At 60.7% G+C, this 21,144-nt stretch carries 17 protein-coding genes; 9 read left to right on the forward strand and 8 right to left on the reverse strand.

Annotated features, from left to right (window positions below; all coding sequences use genetic code 11):
- Positions 1-35 precede the first annotated feature (35 nt).
- Complete coding sequence (locus tag HDF16_RS17495) at positions 36-1,079, reverse strand: tyrosine-type recombinase/integrase (RefSeq protein WP_184219416.1); 1,044 nt, start codon at positions 1,077-1,079, stop codon at positions 36-38.
- Positions 1,076-2,059 (reverse strand): tyrosine recombinase, encoded by a 984-nt coding sequence (locus HDF16_RS17500; RefSeq protein ID WP_184219419.1) that lies wholly within the window; start codon positions 2,057-2,059, stop codon positions 1,076-1,078. Before HDF16_RS17500 ends, HDF16_RS17495 begins: the two co-directional genes overlap by 4 nt.
- A 121-nt stretch (positions 2,060-2,180) precedes the next feature.
- Here HDF16_RS17500 and ffh point away from each other — a divergent pair, with 121 nt between their 5' ends.
- Both ffh and HDF16_RS17510 read left to right on the forward strand, forming a co-directional pair.
- Entirely contained in the window at positions 2,181-3,566 is a 1,386-nt protein-coding gene (gene ffh / locus HDF16_RS17505; protein ID WP_184219422.1) for a signal recognition particle protein, read from the forward strand.
- Positions 3,567-3,651: 85 nt separating this feature from the next.
- A complete protein-coding gene (locus tag HDF16_RS17510) occupies positions 3,652-3,795 on the forward strand; it encodes a DUF3309 family protein (protein ID WP_184219425.1) in 144 nt (47 codons plus the stop codon).
- Between the two features lie 71 nt (positions 3,796-3,866).
- Here HDF16_RS17510 and HDF16_RS17515 read toward each other — a convergent pair whose 3' ends face one another.
- Complete coding sequence (locus HDF16_RS17515; RefSeq protein WP_184219427.1) at positions 3,867-4,403, reverse strand: GNAT family N-acetyltransferase; 537 nt, start codon at positions 4,401-4,403, stop codon at positions 3,867-3,869.
- Between the two features lie 155 nt (positions 4,404-4,558).
- Here HDF16_RS17515 and HDF16_RS17520 point away from each other — a divergent pair, with 155 nt between their 5' ends.
- A complete protein-coding gene (locus HDF16_RS17520) occupies positions 4,559-5,521 on the forward strand; it encodes a dienelactone hydrolase family protein (protein ID WP_184219430.1) in 963 nt (320 codons plus the stop codon).
- A gap of 2 nt (positions 5,522-5,523) precedes the next feature.
- Positions 5,524-6,204, forward strand: a complete 681-nt coding sequence (locus HDF16_RS17525) for a peroxiredoxin family protein (protein WP_184219432.1) — start codon at positions 5,524-5,526, stop codon at positions 6,202-6,204.
- Between the two features lie 4 nt (positions 6,205-6,208).
- Here HDF16_RS17525 and HDF16_RS17530 read toward each other — a convergent pair whose 3' ends face one another.
- Together HDF16_RS17530 and HDF16_RS17535 are read right to left on the reverse strand one after the other, a co-directional pair.
- Positions 6,209-7,114 carry an Fpg/Nei family DNA glycosylase gene (locus HDF16_RS17530; RefSeq protein WP_184219435.1) on the reverse strand — a complete coding sequence of 302 codons (906 nt, stop codon included), beginning with the start codon at positions 7,112-7,114 and terminating at the stop codon, positions 6,209-6,211.
- On the reverse strand, positions 7,107-11,924 hold the full coding sequence (locus HDF16_RS17535) for an Lhr family helicase (RefSeq protein ID WP_184219438.1): 4,818 nt from the start codon (positions 11,922-11,924) through the stop codon (positions 7,107-7,109). The genes HDF16_RS17530 and HDF16_RS17535 overlap by 8 nt, the downstream gene beginning before the upstream one ends.
- Positions 11,925-12,037: 113 nt before the next feature.
- On the opposite strand from HDF16_RS17535, the gene HDF16_RS17540 reads away from it, so the two are divergent.
- Both HDF16_RS17540 and HDF16_RS17545 read left to right on the forward strand, forming a co-directional pair.
- Entirely contained in the window at positions 12,038-12,487 is a 450-nt protein-coding gene (locus HDF16_RS17540) for a cytidine deaminase (protein ID WP_184219441.1), read from the forward strand.
- On the forward strand, positions 12,484-13,824 hold the full coding sequence (locus HDF16_RS17545) for a thymidine phosphorylase (RefSeq protein ID WP_184219444.1): 1,341 nt from the start codon (positions 12,484-12,486) through the stop codon (positions 13,822-13,824). Before HDF16_RS17540 ends, HDF16_RS17545 begins: the two co-directional genes overlap by 4 nt.
- Before the next feature lie 2 nt (positions 13,825-13,826).
- On the opposite strand, the gene HDF16_RS17550 is transcribed toward HDF16_RS17545, so the two are convergent.
- Positions 13,827-14,768, reverse strand: a complete 942-nt coding sequence (locus tag HDF16_RS17550; protein WP_184219447.1) for a catalase family peroxidase — start codon at positions 14,766-14,768, stop codon at positions 13,827-13,829.
- 166 nt (positions 14,769-14,934) lie between these two features.
- Here HDF16_RS17550 and tpiA point away from each other — a divergent pair, with 166 nt between their 5' ends.
- Positions 14,935-15,723, forward strand: a complete 789-nt coding sequence (tpiA, locus tag HDF16_RS17555; protein ID WP_184219451.1) for a triose-phosphate isomerase — start codon at positions 14,935-14,937, stop codon at positions 15,721-15,723.
- 27 nt (positions 15,724-15,750) lie between these two features.
- On the opposite strand, the gene lepB is transcribed toward tpiA, so the two are convergent.
- Positions 15,751-16,398 carry a signal peptidase I gene (lepB, locus tag HDF16_RS17560; protein ID WP_348641346.1) on the reverse strand — a complete coding sequence of 216 codons (648 nt, stop codon included), beginning with the start codon at positions 16,396-16,398 and terminating at the stop codon, positions 15,751-15,753.
- A gap of 371 nt (positions 16,399-16,769) precedes the next feature.
- Here lepB and HDF16_RS17565 point away from each other — a divergent pair, with 371 nt between their 5' ends.
- Positions 16,770-18,389: a collagen-like protein gene (locus tag HDF16_RS17565; RefSeq protein WP_184219454.1), complete on the forward strand. Its 1,620-nt coding sequence runs from the start codon at positions 16,770-16,772 to the stop codon at positions 18,387-18,389.
- Between the two features lie 480 nt (positions 18,390-18,869).
- Positions 18,870-19,838: an N-acetylmuramic acid 6-phosphate etherase gene (gene murQ / locus HDF16_RS17570; RefSeq protein ID WP_246409263.1), complete on the forward strand. Its 969-nt coding sequence runs from the start codon at positions 18,870-18,872 to the stop codon at positions 19,836-19,838.
- Positions 19,839-19,842: 4 nt separating this feature from the next.
- Here the strand turns inward: murQ and HDF16_RS17575 are convergent, their stop codons facing one another.
- Entirely contained in the window at positions 19,843-21,066 is a 1,224-nt protein-coding gene (locus tag HDF16_RS17575; RefSeq protein ID WP_348641347.1) for an acyltransferase family protein, read from the reverse strand.
- Between the last annotated feature and the right edge of the window lie 78 nt (positions 21,067-21,144).

A 21,144-nucleotide genomic window follows, 5' to 3' on the forward strand; every position in this document is an offset into this window, starting at 1 on the left:
ACATAGTGGCGAGACAGGTTCGCGTCCGGTAAAAGCTAGCTGCGGGCCCTGGGATGGGTCTCGTCGTAGACGCGCTGGACCTGGCCGACGGTGAGCTGGGTGTAGCGCTGGGTCGTCGAGAGGCGCTCGTGGCCGAGCATCTCCTGGATGGCGCGGAGGTCTGCGCCCTCTTCGAGCATGTGGGTACCGAAGGCGTGGCGCAGGGTGTGCGGGTGGACGTCGGCAGCTAGGCCACGAGACTGGGCGATCGCCTTTACGATACGACCGACGCTGCGCGTGGTGAGGCGGCAGTCTCCCCGCGCACGCATATTGATGAGTAGCGGACCTTCCAAGAGGAGCACGCCCTTCCCTGCCGCGGTGAGCTTCGCTTCGCGGGCTGGCAGATAAGAGCGAATGGCAACGGCGGCTTCGTCTCCAAGCGGGACATAGCGTTCTTTCCGGCCCTTACCGCGCACCAGGATGGTGTCGTTGCTCCACTGGATGTGGTTGAGGTCGATGCCAACCAGCTCCGAGTTGCGGATGCCGCAGCCGTAGAGAAGCTCGAAGATAACTCGGTCGCGCTCCGGCCACGCTGCGGCCTCTTCCTGCTTGGCCGTGCCTTCGAGCGAGTTGAGGACACGGTTGACGTCTTCCATGCTCGGCACGCGCGGAAGACGAACCGGGCGCTTAGGCGTGGAGACAAGCAGCGCGGGATTCTGCTGGACAACCCCTTCCTTCGCCAGCCACTTGAACCAGGAACGAATGGCCGCGAGCGCGCGGGCGGCGCTCGCCTTGGTGAGGCCGCGGTCATAAAGAAGAGATAGGTAGGCGCGGATGTGGAGGTGCTCCACCGACGCAAAGCTGCCGGAGGAAGTGAAGGCGTCGTCGAGATGCGCGGCGAAATTGTGGATCTCGCGAGTGTAGGCGCGGAGGGTGTGCGCGGAGGAGCCGCGTTCGTTGGCGAGGATCTCCAGGAAGCGCTGAGCTTGCTGGTGGAATGCGCTGGGGATGGTTGCCGGGGCAGAAGAATGCGGGGATTCTTCGCTGCGCTCAGAACGACGAGCCTTTTCCTCTTGGCTTTCGGCGGATTCGGCGGTCATGCGACGGCCTCAACAGGACGCTCGCGGCGCTTGCCTCTTGGGTGATGCAGGCGGTGGACCTGCTTCAGGTGCTCCATGGCGACGTGAGTGTAAACCTGCGTGGTCGCGATGTCGGCGTGGCCGAGAAGCGTCTGCACGCTGCGCAGATCAGCTCCGTGCTCCACCATGTGGGTGGCGCAACTGTGGCGAAGCTTGTGTGGGCTGGCCTTGGTGCCTGCCGGAGCGGCCGAGCGAACCATCTCCCACACCCATTGGCGGGTGAGGGCTTTGCCGGTTTTGCTGAGGAAGAGAGCGCGCTGGATGCGGGCCTTCGCCAACGCCGGACGACCGCGCTGCAAATAGCTTTCGATGGCTGCGACCGCTTTTTCGCCGAGCGGGACGATACGCTCCTTATCTCCCTTTCCGCGAACCTGGGCGCGGGCCTGGTCCAGGTGAAGGTCTTCTTCGCGTAGGGCGCAGATTTCGCCGACGCGTAAGCCACCGGCGTAGAGGAGTTCGAGGATGGCGTGGTCGCGCAGCGCGAGAGCGTCAGCCTCAGGATGGGAGGCAGCGATGCCAGTGCGGTCGAGCATCGCGGCGACTTCGGACTCCGCGAGCGACTTGGGCAAAACCTTCCAGCTTGCGGGCGTCTCGATGTTGACAGTGGGATCGTGGGCGACCTTCTTGTCTATCAGCAGCCAGCGATAGAAGCCGCGCAGACCGCTCAACTTGCGGGCGATGGAGCGGGATTCGACGTGATTGGCACGTAGGCGCTGCATAAAAGCACTGACGTCAGCTTGAAGGGCGGTGAGCAGGAGACCGTCGGTCTTCTCGAGATGTTCGGCGAACTGCTCGAGATCGAGCGTATAGGCGGCGCAGGAGGCCGGACGCAGGCCCTTCTCCACCCGGAGATAGGCGGCGTACTCGCGGATGAGTCTCGCGCTCCCCTCGACGGGGGCGTTCGCCGTCGTGCCCTCAGCCGCGTTCTCACTCGGGTGCATGGGTTGATTATCGGCTCCGTGGCGCTTCTTGAAGGGCGGGATGAGGTCAGTCGAACCAGCCACGCTAGCACCAGCCTCGCTACGTGTATCTCGCTGATAAACTGGTGACGAGACGAAAATTATGTTTGAGAACCTTTCCGATAAGCTGCAACGATCCTTTAAGCACCTGCGTGGCCAGGGCACCATCTCCGACGAAAACATTGGCGAGGCACTGCAGGAGATCCGCCTCGCGCTGCTGGAGTCCGACGTAAACCTTACGGTCGTCGACGAACTCGTCAGCCACATCCGCGCCAAGGCGATGGGGACGCAGGTCACCACCGCGCTCAGCCCGTCCGAGCAGATCGTCAAGATCGTGCACGACGAACTGGTGAACCTGTTAGGCAAGGACACGGCGAAGTTTAAAACCGCCTCGCAGCCGCCGAGCGTCATTCTTATGGCCGGCTTGCAAGGTTCGGGTAAGACCACCACGTCCGGAAAACTGGGCCAGTGGCTGAAGAAGTCCGGGCATCGGCCGATGCTGGTCTCGGTCGACGTATACCGTCCCGCCGCGCGGCAGCAGCTTGCGATCGTCGCGAAGTCAATCGGAGCCAACATTTACGAGGGCGACCTGAAGGGCGAGACGGCAAACTCCGATCTCGTGCTTCGACTCGCTAGGGAAGCGCGCCGGGAGGCCGCCAACTTTGGCTGCGACATCCTGATCGTCGACACCGCAGGCCGCAACCAGATCGACTCCACATTGATGGACGAGATGGCGCAGTTGAAGAAGCTGCTGAACCCCTCCGAAATCCTATTTGTCGCCGATGCGATGACCGGCCAGGACGCGGTGAAGTCCGCGAAGAGCTTCCACGACTTGCTCGCGCTGACCGGCGTCGTGCTGACGAAGATGGACGGCGACGCGCGCGGCGGTGCTGCGCTCTCGATCCGCCACGTGACCGGAGCGCCGATCAAGTTCCTCGGCACGGGAGAGAAGCCGGACGCCTTCGAGGCGTTCCACCCGGACCGCATCGTCAGCCGCATTATGGGCATGGGCGACATCGCCACGCTGCTTGAACGCGCGGAAGAGAAGCTCGACCGCGGCAAGGCGGAGCAGTTCGCGAAGAAGGCGCTCTCGGGTGACGGCTTCTCGCTCGACGACTTCCGCGACCAGTTACGGCAGATCAAGAAGATGGGATCGATGAAGTCGATCCTGAAGATGCTGCCCTCGGTGGGCCCCTTCGCCGGCATGGCTCAGGCTGCGGAAAATGTGGACGAGAAGCAATTTGGGCGCGTGGAGTCGATCATCAACTCGATGACCAACAAGGAACGCCAGGACCACGAGATCATCTCCGGCAGCCGCCGCAAGCGCATCGCGCGGGGCAGCGGCACGACGGTGCAAGACGTGAACAACCTGCTGCGTCAGTACGCGCAGATGCGGAAGATGTTCAAGACCATGGGCGGCGGCGGAGGCATCAAGGCGCAGCAGAGGATGATGAGCCAGATGCAGGGGAAGCAACGGTTTGGGCGATAGGCCTCGCGTCTCAACATCTTTATTACGCCACGATCAAAATCTGCATCTCACTCCGTGTTGTGAAATTAAGTAGCACGGAGAAAGCATGATTATCCTTCTGATCGTTCTGATTTTGGTCTTCGGTTTTGGCGGAGCCCGCATGGGCCCTGGGCTTGGCTACTATGGCGGAGGCGGCATCAGCACGATCCTGCTCATCGTCCTAATTCTGCTTCTGCTCCACGTCATATAATTGCAGCACCTGAATGACATCGTCCTTCGCGCCGGCTTTGGCCTGCGCGGCTCGAAGGATGATGGTTGTACTTAAATCTCTTTCACCATCCGCACGACAGCAATTCCCTCCCCTGCACCAACCGGCACCCTGATCTCCTCCTGTTTGCGATAGCCCTTGAGGTTGTAGAGCGGCACGCCCGAGAGCGTGCTTCCCATCTCGAAGCGGCGGAAACCGGCGTCCTTTGCGGCATTCTCAGATCGTTCGAGGATGGTGGAACCGAGGCCTTGCCGCGAGAAAGCCGGGTGAATGAATATGGCGCGGATCTTTGCGGCGTCCATCGCTGGATTGAGGAACTCGGGTTCGATTGCTTCAACCTGGTGGTCGCCGCCGTAGAGCGTCTTACGCTTGCTCCATCCGCCGCAGCCGGCGAACGTGCCGTCCGCCGCGAAGGCGAGGAGGTAGGTGCCGTCGGCGATCAATTGCGTATCGACAGTGAAGACCGTTGCGAGGGTAAGTTCGCGCTGTTCGACCGTGTATTCGATTTGGAGCGTGCGGACCGAGGCGGCAATAAGCTCGCGGATGGCGGGGATGTCGGCGACAGTGGCGGCGCGGAAGTGGAAGGCCATCGAGACAGTTTAGCGGTTTGCGGCGCTTCGCCAACTTAGCGACGATAGAGCTGTCGCGAAGATGGGGCGCCCGAACTTGTTGGCGATTCATCGGGTGAATTCAATCCTCGCGCCACGGTTGTCGCGAGACGCGGGGGCGGATTACACTTCTTCGCATGAAGCCATTCTGGAACCGTTCCCTGCTCAAGCTTGCCGCCGCCCTCGTCCTGGTTCCTCTCGCCGCTCCGGTTGTTCATGCGCAGGACTGGGCAAAAGCACGGCTCGACAAGTCGCCGCGCCATCGCGAGTGGGTAACGCTGAAGCATGATGGCCGTTCGTTGCAGGCGTATGTCGTCTATCCCGAGGTGAAACAGAAGGCGACCGTGGTGGTGCTGATCCACGAGATCTTCGGGCTGAGCGACTGGGCGAAGGAGATGGCCGATGAGATCGCGGCGGAGGGATATATCGTCGTTGCGCCGGATCTGCTGAGCGGCCTTGGGCCAAAAGGTGGCGGATCAAGTGAGTTCGCCGATCAGGAGGCTACGGTGAAGGCCGTCTCCGGACTCGACGCTGCTGTGGTGACGGCGGATCTGGATGCGGCGGCGGACTACGGCAAAAAGCTTCCCTCAGCAAATGGCAAGTTCGCAGTTGCGGGCTTCTGCTGGGGAGGCGGCAAGACGTTCGCGTTCGCGACCCATCGCAAGGACCTGTCGGCGGCGTTTGTTTTTTACGGGCCTCCGCCATCGGATGTGACCACGGTTGTGGCCCCGGTGTATGGCTTCTACGCGGGTAATGATGCGCGCATCGGCGCCACCCTGCCGGACACGATTACGGCGATGAAGGCCGCAGGAAAGAAGTTCGAACCCGTGACCTACGAAGGCGCAGGACATGGATTCATGCGCGCAGGCGAAGATCCTTCGCCCGCGACGACTCCCGCCAACAAAAAGGCGCGAGAGGAAGGGTTTGCACGGCTGTTGACGCTGTTGAAGCAGGTTGATCAGCAAACAGCGCAGGCCGCCGCCCCGGATGCCGACCGTCCTGTTGTGAAGCAGGCGAAGACTGCGGCGCCAGTGAGTTGCGAGCACGGAACCGTGACGTCGGACACAGCGAAGACCACCGCCACGGCTGCGATAATGTAGTCATGAACGTTACACCGCAGACGAGCCTGCAGGACAGGCTGGACGAGATTACAACCAGGACGCGGGCTCTGGTGCAGGCCGATCGTCTGGCCATCTCGGAACAAGCCACGGCAGAACTGTTTGCCTCAGGTATTGAAGACGCGATATTGAAGCCCGGGCGGAAGGCACCGGACTTCAGCCTGATCGATGCCAGCTCACGCAAGGTCGTGCAATTGGCAGACCTGATCTCGCTGGGACCGACGGTAGTTAGCTTCTTTCGTGGCAGGTGGTGTCCCTACTGCGTGACCGAGATGGAGACGTGGCGCGAGCTTCAGCCGGAGCTGCGCAAGCGTGGGGCGTTGTTCGTCAGCATCGCGCCACAGAGCGTGCGGCAGAGCAACTTCATGATCGAGCAGCATGCGCTGACGTTTCCCGTGCTCTCCGATCCCGGCGCGGCGGTCGCGGAAGAGTATGGCGTTGCCTACAGCATTCCCGAAGTTCAGCGTCGGTACTACCAGAGCATCTTGATCAACATCCCCTTCAATAACGCGGGGCTGAGCTACCACAATGCGACTGAGGCGAGTTGGCGGCTGCCGTTGCCGGCAACGTTCCTGGTCGGGCGGGACGGCGTGATCGCTTATAGCCAGGCGCATGCTGACTTTCGCGTGAGGACGGAGCCGGCCGAGGTTCTGGCGCTGCTTTAACGGCTCAGCAGCCGACCTTGCCGCGCCGTTTAGGAGAGTTCTTGCCTATTGGGGCGACGCCCGATCCGACCCAGGGCTGGCAGTCGGGACACCAGTACGTTGATCTCGCCTGCTCGCCCTGCTTGCGCATCATGATGGTGGCTCCGCAGCGGCGGCACTCTTCTCCCTGACGGCCGTAGACCCAGAGACGTTCGTCGCGGTTTGAGTTTCCTGTCGTCCGGCGATTGCCGAAGTAAGTGACGATACCGTCACCAGAACCGTCGAGAACGTTGGCCTGCATATAACTCTGTGCGAACTCGGCCATCTGTTCCCTCTCTCGCGGCGAGATGGTGCTCATAGCGCGAAAAGGGTTGACGCCAGCGATGAAGGCGATCTCGCTCTTATAGACATTCCCGAGACCTGCGAGCACGCGCTGATTCAGCAAGGCGACCGCGATCTCGGCGTTGGGGTTGGCGGCACCGTATTCTGCCAGACGCTTCGCGCCTGCTTCGACGGTGAAGTCGTCCGACAGAATATCGGGGCCCAGCTTGGGGATCTGCGTATAGCGTTCGAGTGAGCGTGCGGTGTGGAACTCAGCAACCGGGACGTTGAAGGCGACCGCTTCGTAGTCTGCGACATGGATGACTGCACGCATGGCGCGATGAGGCATGCGCCAGCGCTCGCCGGTGCGATAGATGTGCCAGCTTCCGCTCATCAGCATATGGGTCACGAGGATCAGATCGCCGGAGAAGTGAATGAGGCACCACTTGCCTCGGGACTCGACGCTCTCTACGGTGCGGCCGATGATCGGGGTGTCGTCGTTCACGCGAGCGAGCGGGGCCAAACCGGTTTCGAAGCCAGTGACGACCTTGCCGCCGATGGCGCGTTGCAGCGCGCGAGCGGCTCGGAAGATTGTGTCGCCCTCAGGCATTCGGTCGCGCCTCTCTTTGCTGGCTGGGCAACGACGGCAGATTGCGGCGGACGTTGAAGCCCATTGGGGCAGCCTGGAAACCGGCATCGAGGAGGATGCGGGCGATAGGGTGTTCTGCGACGGCGATGCCGTTAATGGTTGCGATCAGCATTCCGACGCGTTCGCTGGGTTGCGAGCTTTCGAGCTGTACGTGGCTTACCAGGAATTCTGCGAGTGTGCGAGCCGTCTGGGACCGCTGCGGCTCTTCTTCGGGGAGGAAGACTTGCAGATTGGAATTGCCACGGCGCAGGTAGGCGATCAGCGAGCCATTGCACAGAATCACGCGAGCGCCGACGCTTCGGGTGAGCGACGAAGATGCGTCGGGAGCGGCCGGCCAGCGGAGGAGTGAGCCGTAAGGATTGGCGGGATCAGTTGCGGCAAGTTGGACGATCTCGCTCTTGCCAGGGTCAGGCTCGTTGCGCAACGAGCGCAGCAGATCAACGGCTGCGGGCATCGCAAACTGCGTGGCTCCTAGGTCAGCGGCAAAGTAGCCACGGCGGACCTTGCCACTCTCTTCAAGGGCCTTCATCACGTCATAGATCGCGGAGAAGCCGCCGGGGAGGTTCTCGGCATGTGCGGTCTCACGCAGGACGACGCCGTAGCGCGTGAGCAACTGATGCGCGATGGCGTGCGACCAGTTGGTGGCGGAGCGTTCTGTATCAAAGGCAGTGGATTGCAGGGTCCATCGGCCTTGCACGGTTGGCGGAGTTGTGCGGCGAGAACGGAAGGCGCTCTGGTTATGGACGCGTTTGGCTGGGCGTGAGTTGGTGGAAGGACGCTCGCAATAGGCGCGCAGGGCGGCGAGGCCGTCGTTGCGAAGCTGGCCGCGCCAGACGAGGTTCCAGATGGCGTCGATGGTCTCGCCGGGATAGCCACCGCCGAGGGCGTCGTGGATGTCCGAGAAGAAGGACGCTCCGTGGCTCCGCAAATATGCAACGATCGCGGTTTCTTTTTCCGCGGCGCCCGCGTACTGCTCTTCTCCTTTCTCCCTCGTTCCTTCACTCTGCGTTATTGGCCAGAGCTCGGGAAGCTTTTCCGCAAGGTAGAGGCCGATGCGGCCATCGCGTTCGCCTATGGGATCGAAGCCTGCCCAGACAACTTCGCCAGCGGCGATTAGGGTGTCGAGGTCGGAAGACTTGTAGTTGAGGATGCGCGCGGGAAGGATCTCGGTTTCGAGGATGGAGGCCGGGAGAGGTGCGCCCTGAAGATTTTCGATGACGTCGAGGAGAGCGTCGAGGCCGCGACGAGGCTGGATGACTCCTTGCCAGCGCGTGATGAGGCGAGCGAGCGTGCGCTGCTCGACGGGTTCAACTTCTTTCCGAAGTCTTGCCAAAGATTTGCGTCGTATCGTGCGGAGAACCTCGTTGTCGCACCACTCGCGATGGATGCCGCCGGGGCGGAAGCCGCCTTCGACGATGCGTCCTGTACCGACGAGGCGATTCAACGTGGCATCGACTATCGCGGGCGAGAGCGCAAAGCGGCCTGCGGCCTCCTGGGTTGTAAATGGGCCGTGAGTGCGACCATAGCGACGCAGCAGGTCGAAGAGCGCTTCAGGGACTGCGTTGAGGAAGGCCGAAGGCAGGCCGGGTGGCAAAGGTACGCCTAGAGCATCGCGGTAGCGCCCCGAATCTTCGACGGCGATAAATCTCTTCTCTCCCGCTACGGTGACTTCGAGTACGCGTCGTGCCTTCGCGAGGCGACCCACTGTATTTGCAACCTCTTCGGTTACACATCGGCGAAGTAACTCTTCCCTGCTGAGATCGCCGAGACGCAGCAGCAGGTCGTGCGCGCCGTCCATATTCTTTGCCTTGTATGTGTCGGCGAGGCACTGGAGTTGTTCTTCGGTCTCTTCGATGGCGTTGAGGTCGAGGAGCTCGCGAAGGTCGGCGTCGCCCATGAGTTCGCGGAGTTGGTCCTGGTCGATGGAGAGCGCCTGCGCGCGGCGTTCGGCCAGGGGAGCGTCGCCATCGTAGATGTAGTTCGCTACGTAGCTGAAGAGCAACGCCGAGGCGAAGGGTGACGGCGTGCGCGAGTCCACGGTGTGGACACGGAGTGAACGATTGCTAACGGCGCGAAGGATCTCCATCAGCGCGGGCATGTCAAAGACGTCGCGCAGGCATTCGCGATAAGCCTCCAGCAGAATCGGGAAAGACGCGTAGCGGGAGGCGACACTTAGGAGATCGTAGGCGCGCTTGCGTTGTTGCCACAGAGGTGTGCGGCCATCGGCGCGGCGGCGTGGCAGTAGTAAAGCGCGAGAGGCACTTTCGCGAAACTTCGCGGCGAAGAGAGCGGTCGAGCCAAGTTGGCGTAGCACTAGTTCGGCGGCTTCTTCGGGTTCGAGCAGCAGCGGTTCAATGGGCGGAGCTTCATCGGCCTCGGGGAAGCGAAGAACGAAGCCATCTTCGCTCCACATGGTCTCGACTTCCATTCCGTTGTTGCTGCGGATCTTTGCGGTGGCTGCCATCGCCCAGGGTGCATGGATGCGGCTGCCGAAGGGTGTCAGCACGCAGACGCGCCAGTCGCCGAGCTCGTCGCGAACACGCTCGATGACGATATTGCGGTCGTCAGGAACAGTGACGGTGGCGATCTCCTGGTCGGCGAGATAGCGCAGGACGTTCTCGGCGGCTCGGGGTTCAAGGTCGTGCTGCGAGACGAGTTGCGTGATGGCCACGCTGCGCGGCATCTCGCGAATCTCGCGGACGAGAGCGCCGATGCGGCGGCCAAACTCCAGCGGGCGGCCTGCGCGATCGCCATGCCAGAAGGGCATCTTGCCGGGGTCGCCGGGCGCGGGTGAGACGAGGACGCGGTCGTGGGTTATCTCATCGATACGCCAGGTCGATGCGCCGAGGATAAAGGTGTCTCCGGTGCGTGACTCGAAGACCATCTCTTCGTCGAGCTCCCCGACGCGGACGGGCTTGCTGCGCTCGCCCGAGAGGAAGACGCCGTAGAGGCCGCGGTCCGGGATGGTGCCGCCGTTGAGGATAGCGATGCGTTTGACGCCGGAGCGCGGGGTGAGCCAGTTGCGGTTGCGATCCCAGGTAATACGGGGGCGGAGCTCGGCGAACTCATCCGATGGGTAGCGGCCGGCGAGCATGTCGAGCACGCCGTCGAAGACGCTCTGGCTGAGACCCGCAAACGGAGCGGCGCTGCGAACGAGAGCGTAGAGCGCGGCGTAGCTGATGCCGGGAGACTCTTCTTCATCGGACTTCTTCTTGCTGCGCATAAGAGCGTCGGCAACATCGAGCGGCGGATGCGCGATGATCGCGACCATCTGCTGTGCAAGCACGTCGAGCGGATTGCGAAGAAAGCGCGTGGACTCGACGTGACCTTCGTGCATCGCGCGCGTGACGGCGGCGCAGGCGATGAGGTCGGCGCGATACTTAGGGAAGATGATGCCGTTTGAGGGCGCTCCGACCTGGTGACCGGCGCGGCCGATGCGTTGCATGCCGCTGGCGACTGATGGGGGAGCTTCGATCTGGATGACGAGGTCAATCGCCCCCATATCTATGCCGAGTTCGAGCGAAGAGGTTGCGACCAGCGCTTTGATCTTGCCTGCCTTCAGCAATTCTTCAATCTCGCTGCGTTGCGTGGCGGCGAGCGATCCGTGATGGGCTCTGGCTATGGGCTCGCCTGCGAGATCATTCAGTGCACCGGCAAGGCGTTCCGCGACGCGGCGGGCGTTGACGAAGATGAGCGTGGAAGTGCGCTCGCGAATAATCTCCAGCAGGCGTGGGTGAATCGACTGCCAGATAGAAGTGCGCTTCGGACCTTGCGATGCCGGGCCGCTGGGAATCTCTTCGATCTCGCCAAGCTTGGCCATGTCTTCAACCGGCACTTCGACGCGAAGGTCGAGGAGCTTGCGGGCTCCAGCGTTGACGATGGTAACGGGGCGATAGACCGGACCCGCGGCATCGGACGGCGCTGCTGGATCCTGTGCGACCTCCATCAACACTTCGGAGACTTCGCCTTCGACGTTTGCGATCAGGCCTGCGTCGGTGCCGGAGTTGACAGCGTCTGCTCTGGTCGTTGCTCCGACGAGAAAGCGCGCGACCTCTTCGAGTGGGCGTTGCGTGGCGGATAGGCCAATGCGCTGGATGGAGCGACCCGTGAGCGCCTCGAGACGTTCAATGGAGAGAGCCATGTGAGCGCCGCGCTTGCTAGGGACGAGGGCGTGGATCTCGTCGATGATGATGGTCTCTACGGAACGGAGAGACTCGCCTGCTTCCGAGGTGAGCAGGAGATAGAGTGACTCGGGTGTGGTGATGAGGATGTCGCCGGGATGGTTGCGGAAGCGTGCGCGCTCCTTCGGCGAGGTATCGCCGGTGCGAACACTGATCTCCGGCATGCGGAAGGGAACGCCTTCGCGCTGGGCCATGTTGGCAATGCCCTGCAGCGGCGAGCGGAGGTTGCGTTCGACGTCGGCGGCAAGCGCCTTAAGCGGTGAGATGTAGACTACGCGGCAGCCCTTCGGCGCACTGGCGGGCGTTTGCATCATCAGCTTGTCCAGGCACCAGAGGAACGCGGTGAGGGTCTTGCCGGTGCCGGTGGGCGCAAGGATGAGCGTCGATTCGCCGCGAGCGATGGCGGGCCAGCCCTCACGCTGCGGAGCTGTGGGACCGTCAAAAACTGCGCGGAACCACGCGGCGGTGATGGGGTGGAAGAGTGCCAGTGCGGCTTCGGCGGATGCGACGTTCTCTTCCACAACGACGGCCTCAACATTGGCCGTCTTCTTCGGTTTCGACTCTTTCGATTTGGCAGGGGTGCGCGGCATGAAATCTTTCACCCTTAGCTTACTTTGGGCTCTCGTGATGAGATGCGGATTCCTCGCGATTATGTGTGCGCCATCAAAGCATTCGGTCAGCGACGATTGAGTAAGATGGCGGTATGTCCGATTCCCTGCACGCCAGCGGCTTTGCCGCCGCTACGATCGACGATCTTCTCCAGCAGGCGAAGACGGTTGCCGAACACTCGCACTCCCCTTACAGCCGATTTCGGGTCGGCGCAGCCATTCTGATTACCGCTGGCGAGTCGCCAGAGCAGCATGTTGTCACCGGCTGCAACGTCGAGAACGCGTCGTTCCGGTTGACGACCTGCGCGGAGCAGTCGGCGATTGCAACGGCAGTAGGAATGTATGGGCCGAAGATCAGAATCCATGGTGTCGCGGTCGCGAATCTGAATGGCGCGGCGAGCATGCCGTGTGGAGCTTGCCGGCAGACCATTCTTGAGTTTTCGACACCGGAGACCTGGGTCTTTTATCCGGCGGAAAAAGGTGCGGCGGCAGAGGCGAAGCTCACCGACCTAATTCCTGCGGCCTTCCGATTGGAGCAAGTATGAATGAGACCCAACAGATCCATCCTGTCGATGTGATCCTGCACAAGCGCGACGGCCTCGCGCTGAGCGATGCGGAGATTCAGTACTTCATCCATGCCGTCGTCGAGCACACTGCCACCGACCCGCAAATTGCCGCTTGGCTGATGGCGGTTTGGCAGCGGGGGCTAAATGCGCGCGAACTGGCCACTCTGACTACGGCGATGCGCTACTCCGGTGAGACATTCGATTCGGCTTTCCTCAACAGCTTCTGCATCGATAAACACTCGACCGGCGGCGTGGGCGATAAGACTTCCCTGCTGATCGCGCCCATCGTCGCAGCCGCCGGGTTGAAGGTGCCGATGATCAGCGGGCGATCGCTTGGGCACACAGGCGGCACACTTGATAAGCTCGAGACCATTCCCGGCTTTCGCACGCAGCTCTCGATGGCGGAGTTCGCCGATGTCATCTCACGGTGCGGCTTCTTCATGGCCGGACAGACGCCAAGACTGGTTCCCGCCGATCGCATCCTGTACGGCCTGCGCGATCATACGGGCACGGTGGAGTCGCCAAACCTGATCTGCGCCAGCATCATGAGCAAGAAACTGGCTGAGGGGATCAACGGCCTTGTGCTTGATGTAAAGACGGGCAGCGGCGCATTCATGTCGAAGTACGAGGACGCGAAGCACCTGGCGTCACTGATGGTCGAGACAGGCGAACTTGCGGGAACAAAAACGGTCGCTCTGCTGACGGCTATGGATGAGCCGCTGGGTCGGTTCTCCGGCAATTGGGTCGAGGTTTGGGAGTGCGTCGATATCATGAGAAACGTACGGCATCCCATGTCCGCCGACCTAATCGAGCTATCGAACATTCTTGCGGGATGGATGCTCTATCTTGGCGGCAAAGCTGAGACGCCGGAGTCAGGTGCGGTGCTCTCAGACGAGATGCTCACGAGCGGCGCGGCGTACAAAACATGGCTTGAGATGACAGAATTGCAGGGCGGTAATGCCCGCGTCTTCGATGACCCTGCATCGCACCATAAGCCAGTAGCCACCCGCGTGCTGAGCGCCGAGACTGCGGGCTACCTGTATTCGATGGACTGCCGCGAAGTTGGCTGGGCGGTCCAGCGTCTGGGAGCGGGACGCGCGAAGCCGGGCGATCCGGTAAGCGCATACGCGGGTATTGAGGTTCACACGAAGCTTGGCGCAAAGGTCGAAAAGGGCCAGCCGCTGCTGACCCTCTTCGCCGAAGATGCGGCCTTACTGGATGAGCCGGAGGCGATGCTCCGGGCTACCTATAAGATCGCGCCGGAGCCACCTGAGTTGAACCCGATGATCCGCGAGATCATCAGGCATGAGGGATAGAACTAAGCGCTGCGCCGGCGGCGTCCGCTGATGAGGTAAATCGCAGCGCGAAGCTCGAGCAGAGGGTCGTTCGATGGCTCGATGCCGTCGACGCGCGGGATCGGATCGAAGATGGTGTGCTTCTGCTCGGCGGCATCGTCTTCGACCAGCGAAGTCAGCGTAATCGAACCGAGATCGACGATCTTGCTGTCAGCAGCCCAGTGGATCGTCGCGTCGTCGACTACTTCGGCCACTCCAGCCAACTGCGCCTTCACCTTGAAGGCGATCGGGGCGGACTTCACACGGGTGGCGATCTCGTCGAAGAGGTAGTTCGCTTCTTTCGCCTTGGTCGCTTCGTCGTTGAGGTGATCGAGGCCCGCCTCCGGAGAGATCTGGTACCGGATGAACTGCGAGGCTCCTTCAGCGTTCAGGAACTCCATCGCGGTCACGCCGAAGTAGCCTTCCGTGGCGAAACTGACCGGGGCAGGCTTGGGTGTCTGCACGAATGCGAGAGCTGCGGGATGCGAGCCGACGAATGCTTCGACGGGCGTGGGAGAGGGTGTTCCGGGAGCGCTTGCAGCGATCGCCTGCAGGAATTCGAGGAACTCTTCGCCGGTGTGGGTTGGGAAGCCGTCAGTGGAGTGGGCGACGATGTCGGTGTGAACACGCTCGCCGAGGTGGAAGCGGACGGCGATGCCGCGCGGGTTCGCATTCGGGTCGTTGTCCGGGATGAGCGGGACGCCAGTCGAGTTTGAGAAACGCACTGTGACCGGGGTTGAAGCGCTCGCAAAGTGGGGAGCACGGCTCAGCGTCGAGGCTCCCGCCGCAGGGGTGAACTCGCCCTTCAGCAGGATGCCCTTGGCATGCGCCGGACGGATGCCGGGATAAGCGCCGAAGATGGCCTGAAACTTTTCGATCAGGGCTTCGCTGAGTGCGATGAGCTTTTCGTCATTGGGAAGCGGCATAAAGTGATCTCCTGTATTGGTTCGCTGCAAAGGGTTGAAAGCTAACTTTACCGAGCATGGCGACGGAATGCCACCCCCGCTCCGGTATTCGGAATAAAATCCGTGTGAATCTTTTCAAGCGCGGTCTCTTCCCTCAGCGTGCTCAAAGTGGGATACTAAGTCGCTGATGCGTAAGCCACTGATCGCCGCGAACTGGAAGATGTACAAGACGCCCGCTGAGTCGGTCGCCTTCCTACACGAGTTTCTCCCCCTGGTCTGCAACATCGACGACATCGACATCGCGATCTATCCGACGATGTCTTCGCTGGCGTCTGTCATCGGGGCCGTCCAGGGCACGAACGTCTCGGCCGGAGCGCAGACCATGCACTGGCTGAATGAAGGCCCGTACACGGGTCAGACTTCGCCCACCATGCTGGCGAGCATAAACTGCGACCATGTGCTGTTGGGTCACTCCGAACGTCGTATCTACGCGCACGAGACGGACGACATGGTGAATTGGAAGCTGCGGGCGGCGCTCGCGCAGGGTCTCATTCCCATGGTGTGCGTGGGCGAAACTCATGACAAGCGCGAGTCGGGACTGACTGAAGCGGTCCTGCGCTGGCAGATCAGTTGCGCGCTGAACAGCGTTAAGCCCGAAGAGGCCGAACCCATTGTGATCGCGTACGAGCCCGTCTGGGCGATCGGCACGGGATCTGTGGCGAAGCCGGACCAGGTATCGGAGGCGCATCGGATCATTCGCCGTGAAGTCGCAGCGCGGCTCGGAGAACAGTGTTCGGAGATGGTGCGGATTATCTACGGCGGAAGCGTGAAGCCGGACAACATCGCGGGCATCATGGAGCAGCCGGAGATCGATGGAGCCCTGGTCGGTGGAGCGAGCCTGAACCCGCAGACCTTCGCCGCGATCATCCAGAATGCGCTGCCGGTGGCACACGCCGCCAGCCGCCTGAATTGCTAAGCGCGATAGCACCCTGGAACGAACAGGCTAGCGGACTACGCCCATCTGATCCACCGGCCAGTAGACAAACGCCGCTTTGCCGTAGATGAGATCGCGCGCTACGGGACCGAAGTCACGGCTGTCGCTGGAGATGTTCCGGTGGTCACCCATCACCCAATATTCGTGCGGCGGGATGACCGTCTCCGGCTGCGAACGTTCGTCCTCATATCGGATGGGGACATAGCCCTCTTTGAGCGGCTCACCATTGACGTAGACCTGCCCATGGTCAATCCTCAGCCGGTCGCCGCCCACCGCAATGACCCGCTTGATGTAGCTCTTCGAGTGATCGTGGGGGTAGAGGAAGACGACCACGTCCAGGTGATGAATGTCGCCCACGCGGTACGCAATTTTATTGATGAAGAGCCGATCCTCATCCTGCAGCATGGGCAACATGCTGGTGCCTTCAACGCGAACCGGCTGGTACAGGAAGACGATGATGAACGCCGAGACGATGACGGAGACGAGGATGTCCCGTGCCCAGGAGGATGTCCACGGGCGCAGAGCGGTCGCTGCGGAATCGTTACTGTGACCGGCGGGTTCAGCCTGTAAAGGGTCGACCATCGCACCGGAATCCGGCGGGAGCTCCGGGCTGGGGGCGCTGGCCGGATGTGGCTGTAGATCTTCTGCCTGAGACACGTCGGTGATCGCTCCTGCCTGTGGTCAAGTAGCCTCCAACAGTGCCAGCTGGAGACCTTTCCCTTCACCAATTTACACTCGCTCGTTCACGAAGCCCAGCGGCGGCGATCGAGACTGGACGCCGAAAAGCCTCTCCGATGTATCAATCCCCTCGCGAAAATACGGCCATAGACCGAAATCCGGCAGGAAATCGCTTTAGCGAGTGACCTGAAAGGAAACGTAAGGTACTTTGGGCTCACTACTCCCTAAGCCAGTTGCTACCCGCCAAAGCTTCAAACTACGCCTACATCCAGCATCTCAATGACATTCGTTAATCCCTCAAAGATACAGATCTAACTGCAAAACAATTTACAGACCGCAGGAGAGACGTCATGAACTCACGTCAAATCACACGAATTGCCTTCGCTTATGGCCTTCTAGTCGCATCTACCGCAGCCGCGATGGCGCAACAGCCGGTATCGAATGTGGTGCCAAAGAGTGACGCAACCCCGGCGGTCACTCCCGCCGTTACGACATCGACCTCGGTCACAACACCAGGCGGCACTGCTGGACTGATGCCTGTCTTTACTGGCACCTCGACCATCGGCAACTCCATCGTCTATCAGACAGCCAACGGCATCGGCATCGGCCGTTTCCCGAACGCAACCCTGGACATCGGCGGAACCTCCACCTTCCGCGGATCGATGGGGGTCTCCCGCGCGGGCGATGCGACGACTTCAGCCGGAGCAAACTCTTACCCTATCCTCATGCAGTCGTCGGTCTACAACACGTCGCAGGGAAAGAACGTGCTTCCCTACTTCCAACTCATGACCGAACCCGCTGGGAACAACACGGCCACCGCGGGAGCGACGCTGAACTTTATGTACTACAGCGGGGTCGGTGCCGCACCGGCTGAGAGCGGTCTCTACTTCAACGGAAACGGCGTCATCCACTTCTCCCCATCCCAGACCTTCCCCATCACCCAGGGCCCGGCTGGCCCAGCCGGGCCAGTCGGCCCTGCGGGACCTAAGGGCGCAACCGGAGCTACTGGCCCGCAAGGGCCCTCCGGCACCCTGGCGTTGCCATACGCCGCATCAGGTGTGGGCACTGCCAAGCCCGCATTTCAGGTCACCAACACCGGCGTCTACTCAAACACTGCTCCCTATTTGCCAAACGGCATCGCCGGATACGGGGGCTCCTCTGGCACCGTGAACTACAGCTCAGGGGGCACCGGCGTCCTTGGCTATGGCGGAGTGGCAACAAGCTCGTCGACGATAAGCACCTACGGTGGAAATGGCGTAGTCGGCATTGGCGGTGTTGGAAATCCCCTGGGCACCAGCAGTTCCGGCGGCTTCGGCGGCGAATTCACCGGCGGTGACGGTGGTGGCGGCACCAGCCCCTTCGGTGGCGACGGTGTCGTTGCCTTTGGTGGCTCTCCAAACGGTGTCGGACTCTACGTTTACTCCGCCGGCGAGAGCACGCAAAGTACAGCAGCTGTCTTCATCGGTGCGGTGGATGTCTATGGAAATCTATACAAGTCCTCCGGAGCCTTCAAGATCGACGACCCCATCGATCCCGCCAACAAGTACCTTGTTCACTCATTCGTAGAGTCCCCCGACATGATGAACATCTACAACGGCAACGTAGTCACCAATGGCAGCGGCGAAGCCGTCATTATCATGCCCGACTACTTCGAAGCTCTGAACCGCGACTTCCGGTACCAACTCACCACGGTTGGCAGCTTCTCCCGGGCAATGATCGCCTCCGAGATCAGCAATGGGAAGTTCGTCATCCGCACCGAACAGGGCAACGTCAAAGTCTCCTGGCAGGTCACAGGAGTTCGTCAGGACGCATGGGCGAACGCGCATCGTCTCCCCAACGAGGTAGAGAAGACCGAGAAAGAACGGGGCCACTACATTCATCCGGAACTCTTCGGCCACAAGGGTGAACCAAGCATCAACGAAGTGCTGCATCCCGCAGGCCGGACTAGTCCATTGAATGCTCAACAGTAGCCATCTACGCGGGTGAACTCCACGGCACGTCTTCGTGAATGGCACGGCAGACCACACTGTCGGGCAACGAATCGCTCTGGCTCGCCAAAAAATCTGCCGTACGCTCGCATCCCCATTTGCGAACGTACGGCATCCTCTTTTAGGCTCGACTTCATCGATTCAAGAAGTCGTATGAGCCATGAGTTCGCGTTCTCACCCAAAAGATGGAGTGTGCAAAATGAATGGTCGAATAGACTACGGGGTAAGTTGATGGTCGGCCACGCTGCCGACCTCTGTGTTTCGGAAGCCGGCTCAGCCCCAAGGTCGGACCACTTCGGCGCTGGCAGCCGCAATCGATGAGATCCCAGAGGCGCTATGTCGGAAAGACCACATAGCGACCTGCACACCTTGCGGGCGAATCAGCGGCGTTATCCATGCATCACCATTCCCTATGGACAACATCAAAGTTAGCAGTAGAATGACTCAGGATCGCATACACCTATGGCTACTCTCACACTGCCCGACCTCCCCATCGTACAGAAGGCTGGTACAAACTACGTGTCAGATCCGCTCCTGATCACAACCGAGACGGCGAACGCAGCGTCCGAGGGCTTTGACAAGAAATCGGCTCTTGAGATTGCCCGCATCATCAACCACGAAGACGCCAAAGTGGCGGCGGCAATCAAGAAGGCACTTCCCGAAATCGCTGTCGTGATCGACACCGTGGCCCGCGCACTTCGCGACGGCGGACGCCTAATCTACGTTGGAGCCGGATCGAGCGGACGAATTTCAGCGCTTGATGCCTCTGAGTGCCCGCCGACTTATTCGACCACTCCGCAGCAGGTCCAGTACATCATGGCCGGCGGCCCGAAGGCACTCGCCTCTGCTTCCGACGTGAATGAAGATTCTCCAGAGATTGGCCAGCGTGACATTGCCCGCCGCCGTCCTACCCGGAAAGACATCGTAATCGGCGTCTCGGCCAGCGGCCGAACACCGTATGTGGTGGGTGCCGTTGAGTATGCTCGCGCACGCGGAGCCAAGACCGCCGCCGTCGTCTGCAACCTGCACACCCCGTTGGCGGAGGTCGCCGACACGACTATCGTCGCCGAGGTTGGCCCGGAGGTCGTCTCAGGCTCGACCCGCATGAAGGCTTCCAGCGCCCAAAAGATGATCCTGAACATGATCACCACGGGAGCGATGACCCGTTTGGGATATGTGTACGACAACCTAATGGTCAACGTACACATGAAGAACGCCAAGCTCGTCGAGCGCGGCATCCGTGTTCTGATGACCGTATGCGAGATCGACCGCGATACCGCGATCCGCACTATCAAGTCTGCAGGCAAGTCGATTCCGATCGCCGTCGTGATGCTGAAGGCGAACGTGGACAAGATGGAAGCTGTACGACGCCTGACGAAGTCTGACGGAAACGTCCGGCTGGCGATTGAAGACTCCAGGCTGGAGTTGTAAGACCCTATCGACTCATGGATTCCGTTTCAAGTGAAGGGCGAAGCGTAACAGCTTCGCCCCCTTCCGTTTTTGGACTGCCCGCTTGAGCGGGATTCCCTTGACTCTCCTTCGCTCTCCACTGCCTTCCCTCCGCCCCGGTGATGACGGCCGTAAACCGCGGCAGCGCTCGATTCAGGATGGTATAAACCGCGACCAAAAACACAATTACTGCGATGGGAACCAGGAAGAACAGCAACAATTCCGAAACTGTGCTGTGTGGCTGAATAAGACGGAAGGATACCTTTCGCAGAATCGACAGCAGGGGTTCGTGCGCGGCATAGACGAAGAAGCTGGCCTCCGCCAGACGTTCCAGCGGCGAGCGCCATTTGGGCCGATCTACCGCCCATTTTGTGAGACCCCACGCAAAGGGCAGGCCGAATAGCATCATCGAATTCACGATAAGTCTTAGCACTTCAGGGTTCGTCTGAGTCGTAATCATCAGGACATCCACGAGCAACAGCAGGCTTCCGAAACCTACACCCAAAGGAACAATCCAGGGATCGGGGCGCGTCGGATCCATATTTTTTGACGCGATGTAGCAACCTGCGATGAAAAACAACAGCGTCTCAGATCCGGGAACAACCAGGGGCCAATAGCCCGTCATCCACAAGGCGAGCATGATGGTCAGGAAGGGTATCGCCACCGCTCGGCGCTTTAGCAGTAGATAGATCAGCGGCGACAGAACGACCATCACCATCAGGTCCCTGATAAACCAGAACTGGTACGACATCGGAAATTTGACGGTGAAGCCGAAGAACGCGTTCGCATAATCAAGCGCTGTAAACGATCGAATGGGCGGCCAGTATTTCGTCGCGAAATACACCTTGGTGGCGGGGATCGACTCGCCGGCGAAATAGACCAGGTAGGTTGCGAAGTTCCAGATAAGAAACGGAATCAGAAGTGTCTTGACTCTTCGCGAGAGCTTTTCCTTATAGGTCGCCCACGAACCATCATATTTCTGAAAGAACAGGAAGCCGGAGACCAGGAAGAAGAGTGGAACCGCGAGATTCCCGAAGCCCTTTGAGACAAAGATCCGAACAAACGCCGAAACCGGATCCACTTGCTGTGACCCTGCTATGCCGCCTCCCGCCAGGTCTACCGAGGCTGTATATGCGTGAAAAAAAACGACTAAAACAATCAGGGGGAAACGTAACACAGTCAGTCGTGACGACACGGAACGGGTTATCACTCTTCCCTCGCAATCGGACGGCAGTTCTTTCGTCGGTCAGGTGGTGCAATAGACCCTGGATAATGGCCCACAATCAAA

The organism is Granulicella aggregans (assembly GCF_014203275.1).
Classification (GTDB): domain Bacteria; phylum Acidobacteriota; class Terriglobia; order Terriglobales; family Acidobacteriaceae; genus Edaphobacter.

Excerpts from the sequence above, each read along its gene's own strand:
- HDF16_RS17495 (WP_184219416.1), bottom strand. The coding sequence starts at position 1,079 with ATGACCGCCGAATCCGCCGAAAGCCAAGAGGAAAAGGCTCGTCGTTCT.
- HDF16_RS17500 (WP_184219419.1), bottom strand. The coding sequence starts at position 2,059 with ATGCACCCGAGTGAGAACGCGGCTGAGGGCACGACGGCGAACGCCCCC.
- ffh (WP_184219422.1), top strand. The coding sequence starts at position 2,181 with ATGTTTGAGAACCTTTCCGATAAGCTGCAACGATCCTTTAAGCACCTG.
- HDF16_RS17510 (WP_184219425.1), top strand. The coding sequence starts at position 3,652 with ATGATTATCCTTCTGATCGTTCTGATTTTGGTCTTCGGTTTTGGCGGA.
- HDF16_RS17515 (WP_184219427.1), bottom strand. The coding sequence starts at position 4,403 with ATGGCCTTCCACTTCCGCGCCGCCACTGTCGCCGACATCCCCGCCATC.
- HDF16_RS17520 (WP_184219430.1), top strand. The coding sequence starts at position 4,559 with ATGAAGCCATTCTGGAACCGTTCCCTGCTCAAGCTTGCCGCCGCCCTC.
- HDF16_RS17525 (WP_184219432.1), top strand. The coding sequence starts at position 5,524 with ATGAACGTTACACCGCAGACGAGCCTGCAGGACAGGCTGGACGAGATT.
- HDF16_RS17530 (WP_184219435.1), bottom strand. The coding sequence starts at position 7,114 with ATGCCTGAGGGCGACACAATCTTCCGAGCCGCTCGCGCGCTGCAACGC.
- HDF16_RS17535 (WP_184219438.1), bottom strand. The coding sequence starts at position 11,924 with ATGCCGCGCACCCCTGCCAAATCGAAAGAGTCGAAACCGAAGAAGACG.
- HDF16_RS17540 (WP_184219441.1), top strand. The coding sequence starts at position 12,038 with ATGTCCGATTCCCTGCACGCCAGCGGCTTTGCCGCCGCTACGATCGAC.
- HDF16_RS17545 (WP_184219444.1), top strand. The coding sequence starts at position 12,484 with ATGAATGAGACCCAACAGATCCATCCTGTCGATGTGATCCTGCACAAG.
- HDF16_RS17550 (WP_184219447.1), bottom strand. The coding sequence starts at position 14,768 with ATGCCGCTTCCCAATGACGAAAAGCTCATCGCACTCAGCGAAGCCCTG.
- tpiA (WP_184219451.1), top strand. The coding sequence starts at position 14,935 with ATGCGTAAGCCACTGATCGCCGCGAACTGGAAGATGTACAAGACGCCC.
- HDF16_RS17565 (WP_184219454.1), top strand. The coding sequence starts at position 16,770 with ATGAACTCACGTCAAATCACACGAATTGCCTTCGCTTATGGCCTTCTA.
- murQ (WP_246409263.1), top strand. The coding sequence starts at position 18,870 with ATGGCTACTCTCACACTGCCCGACCTCCCCATCGTACAGAAGGCTGGT.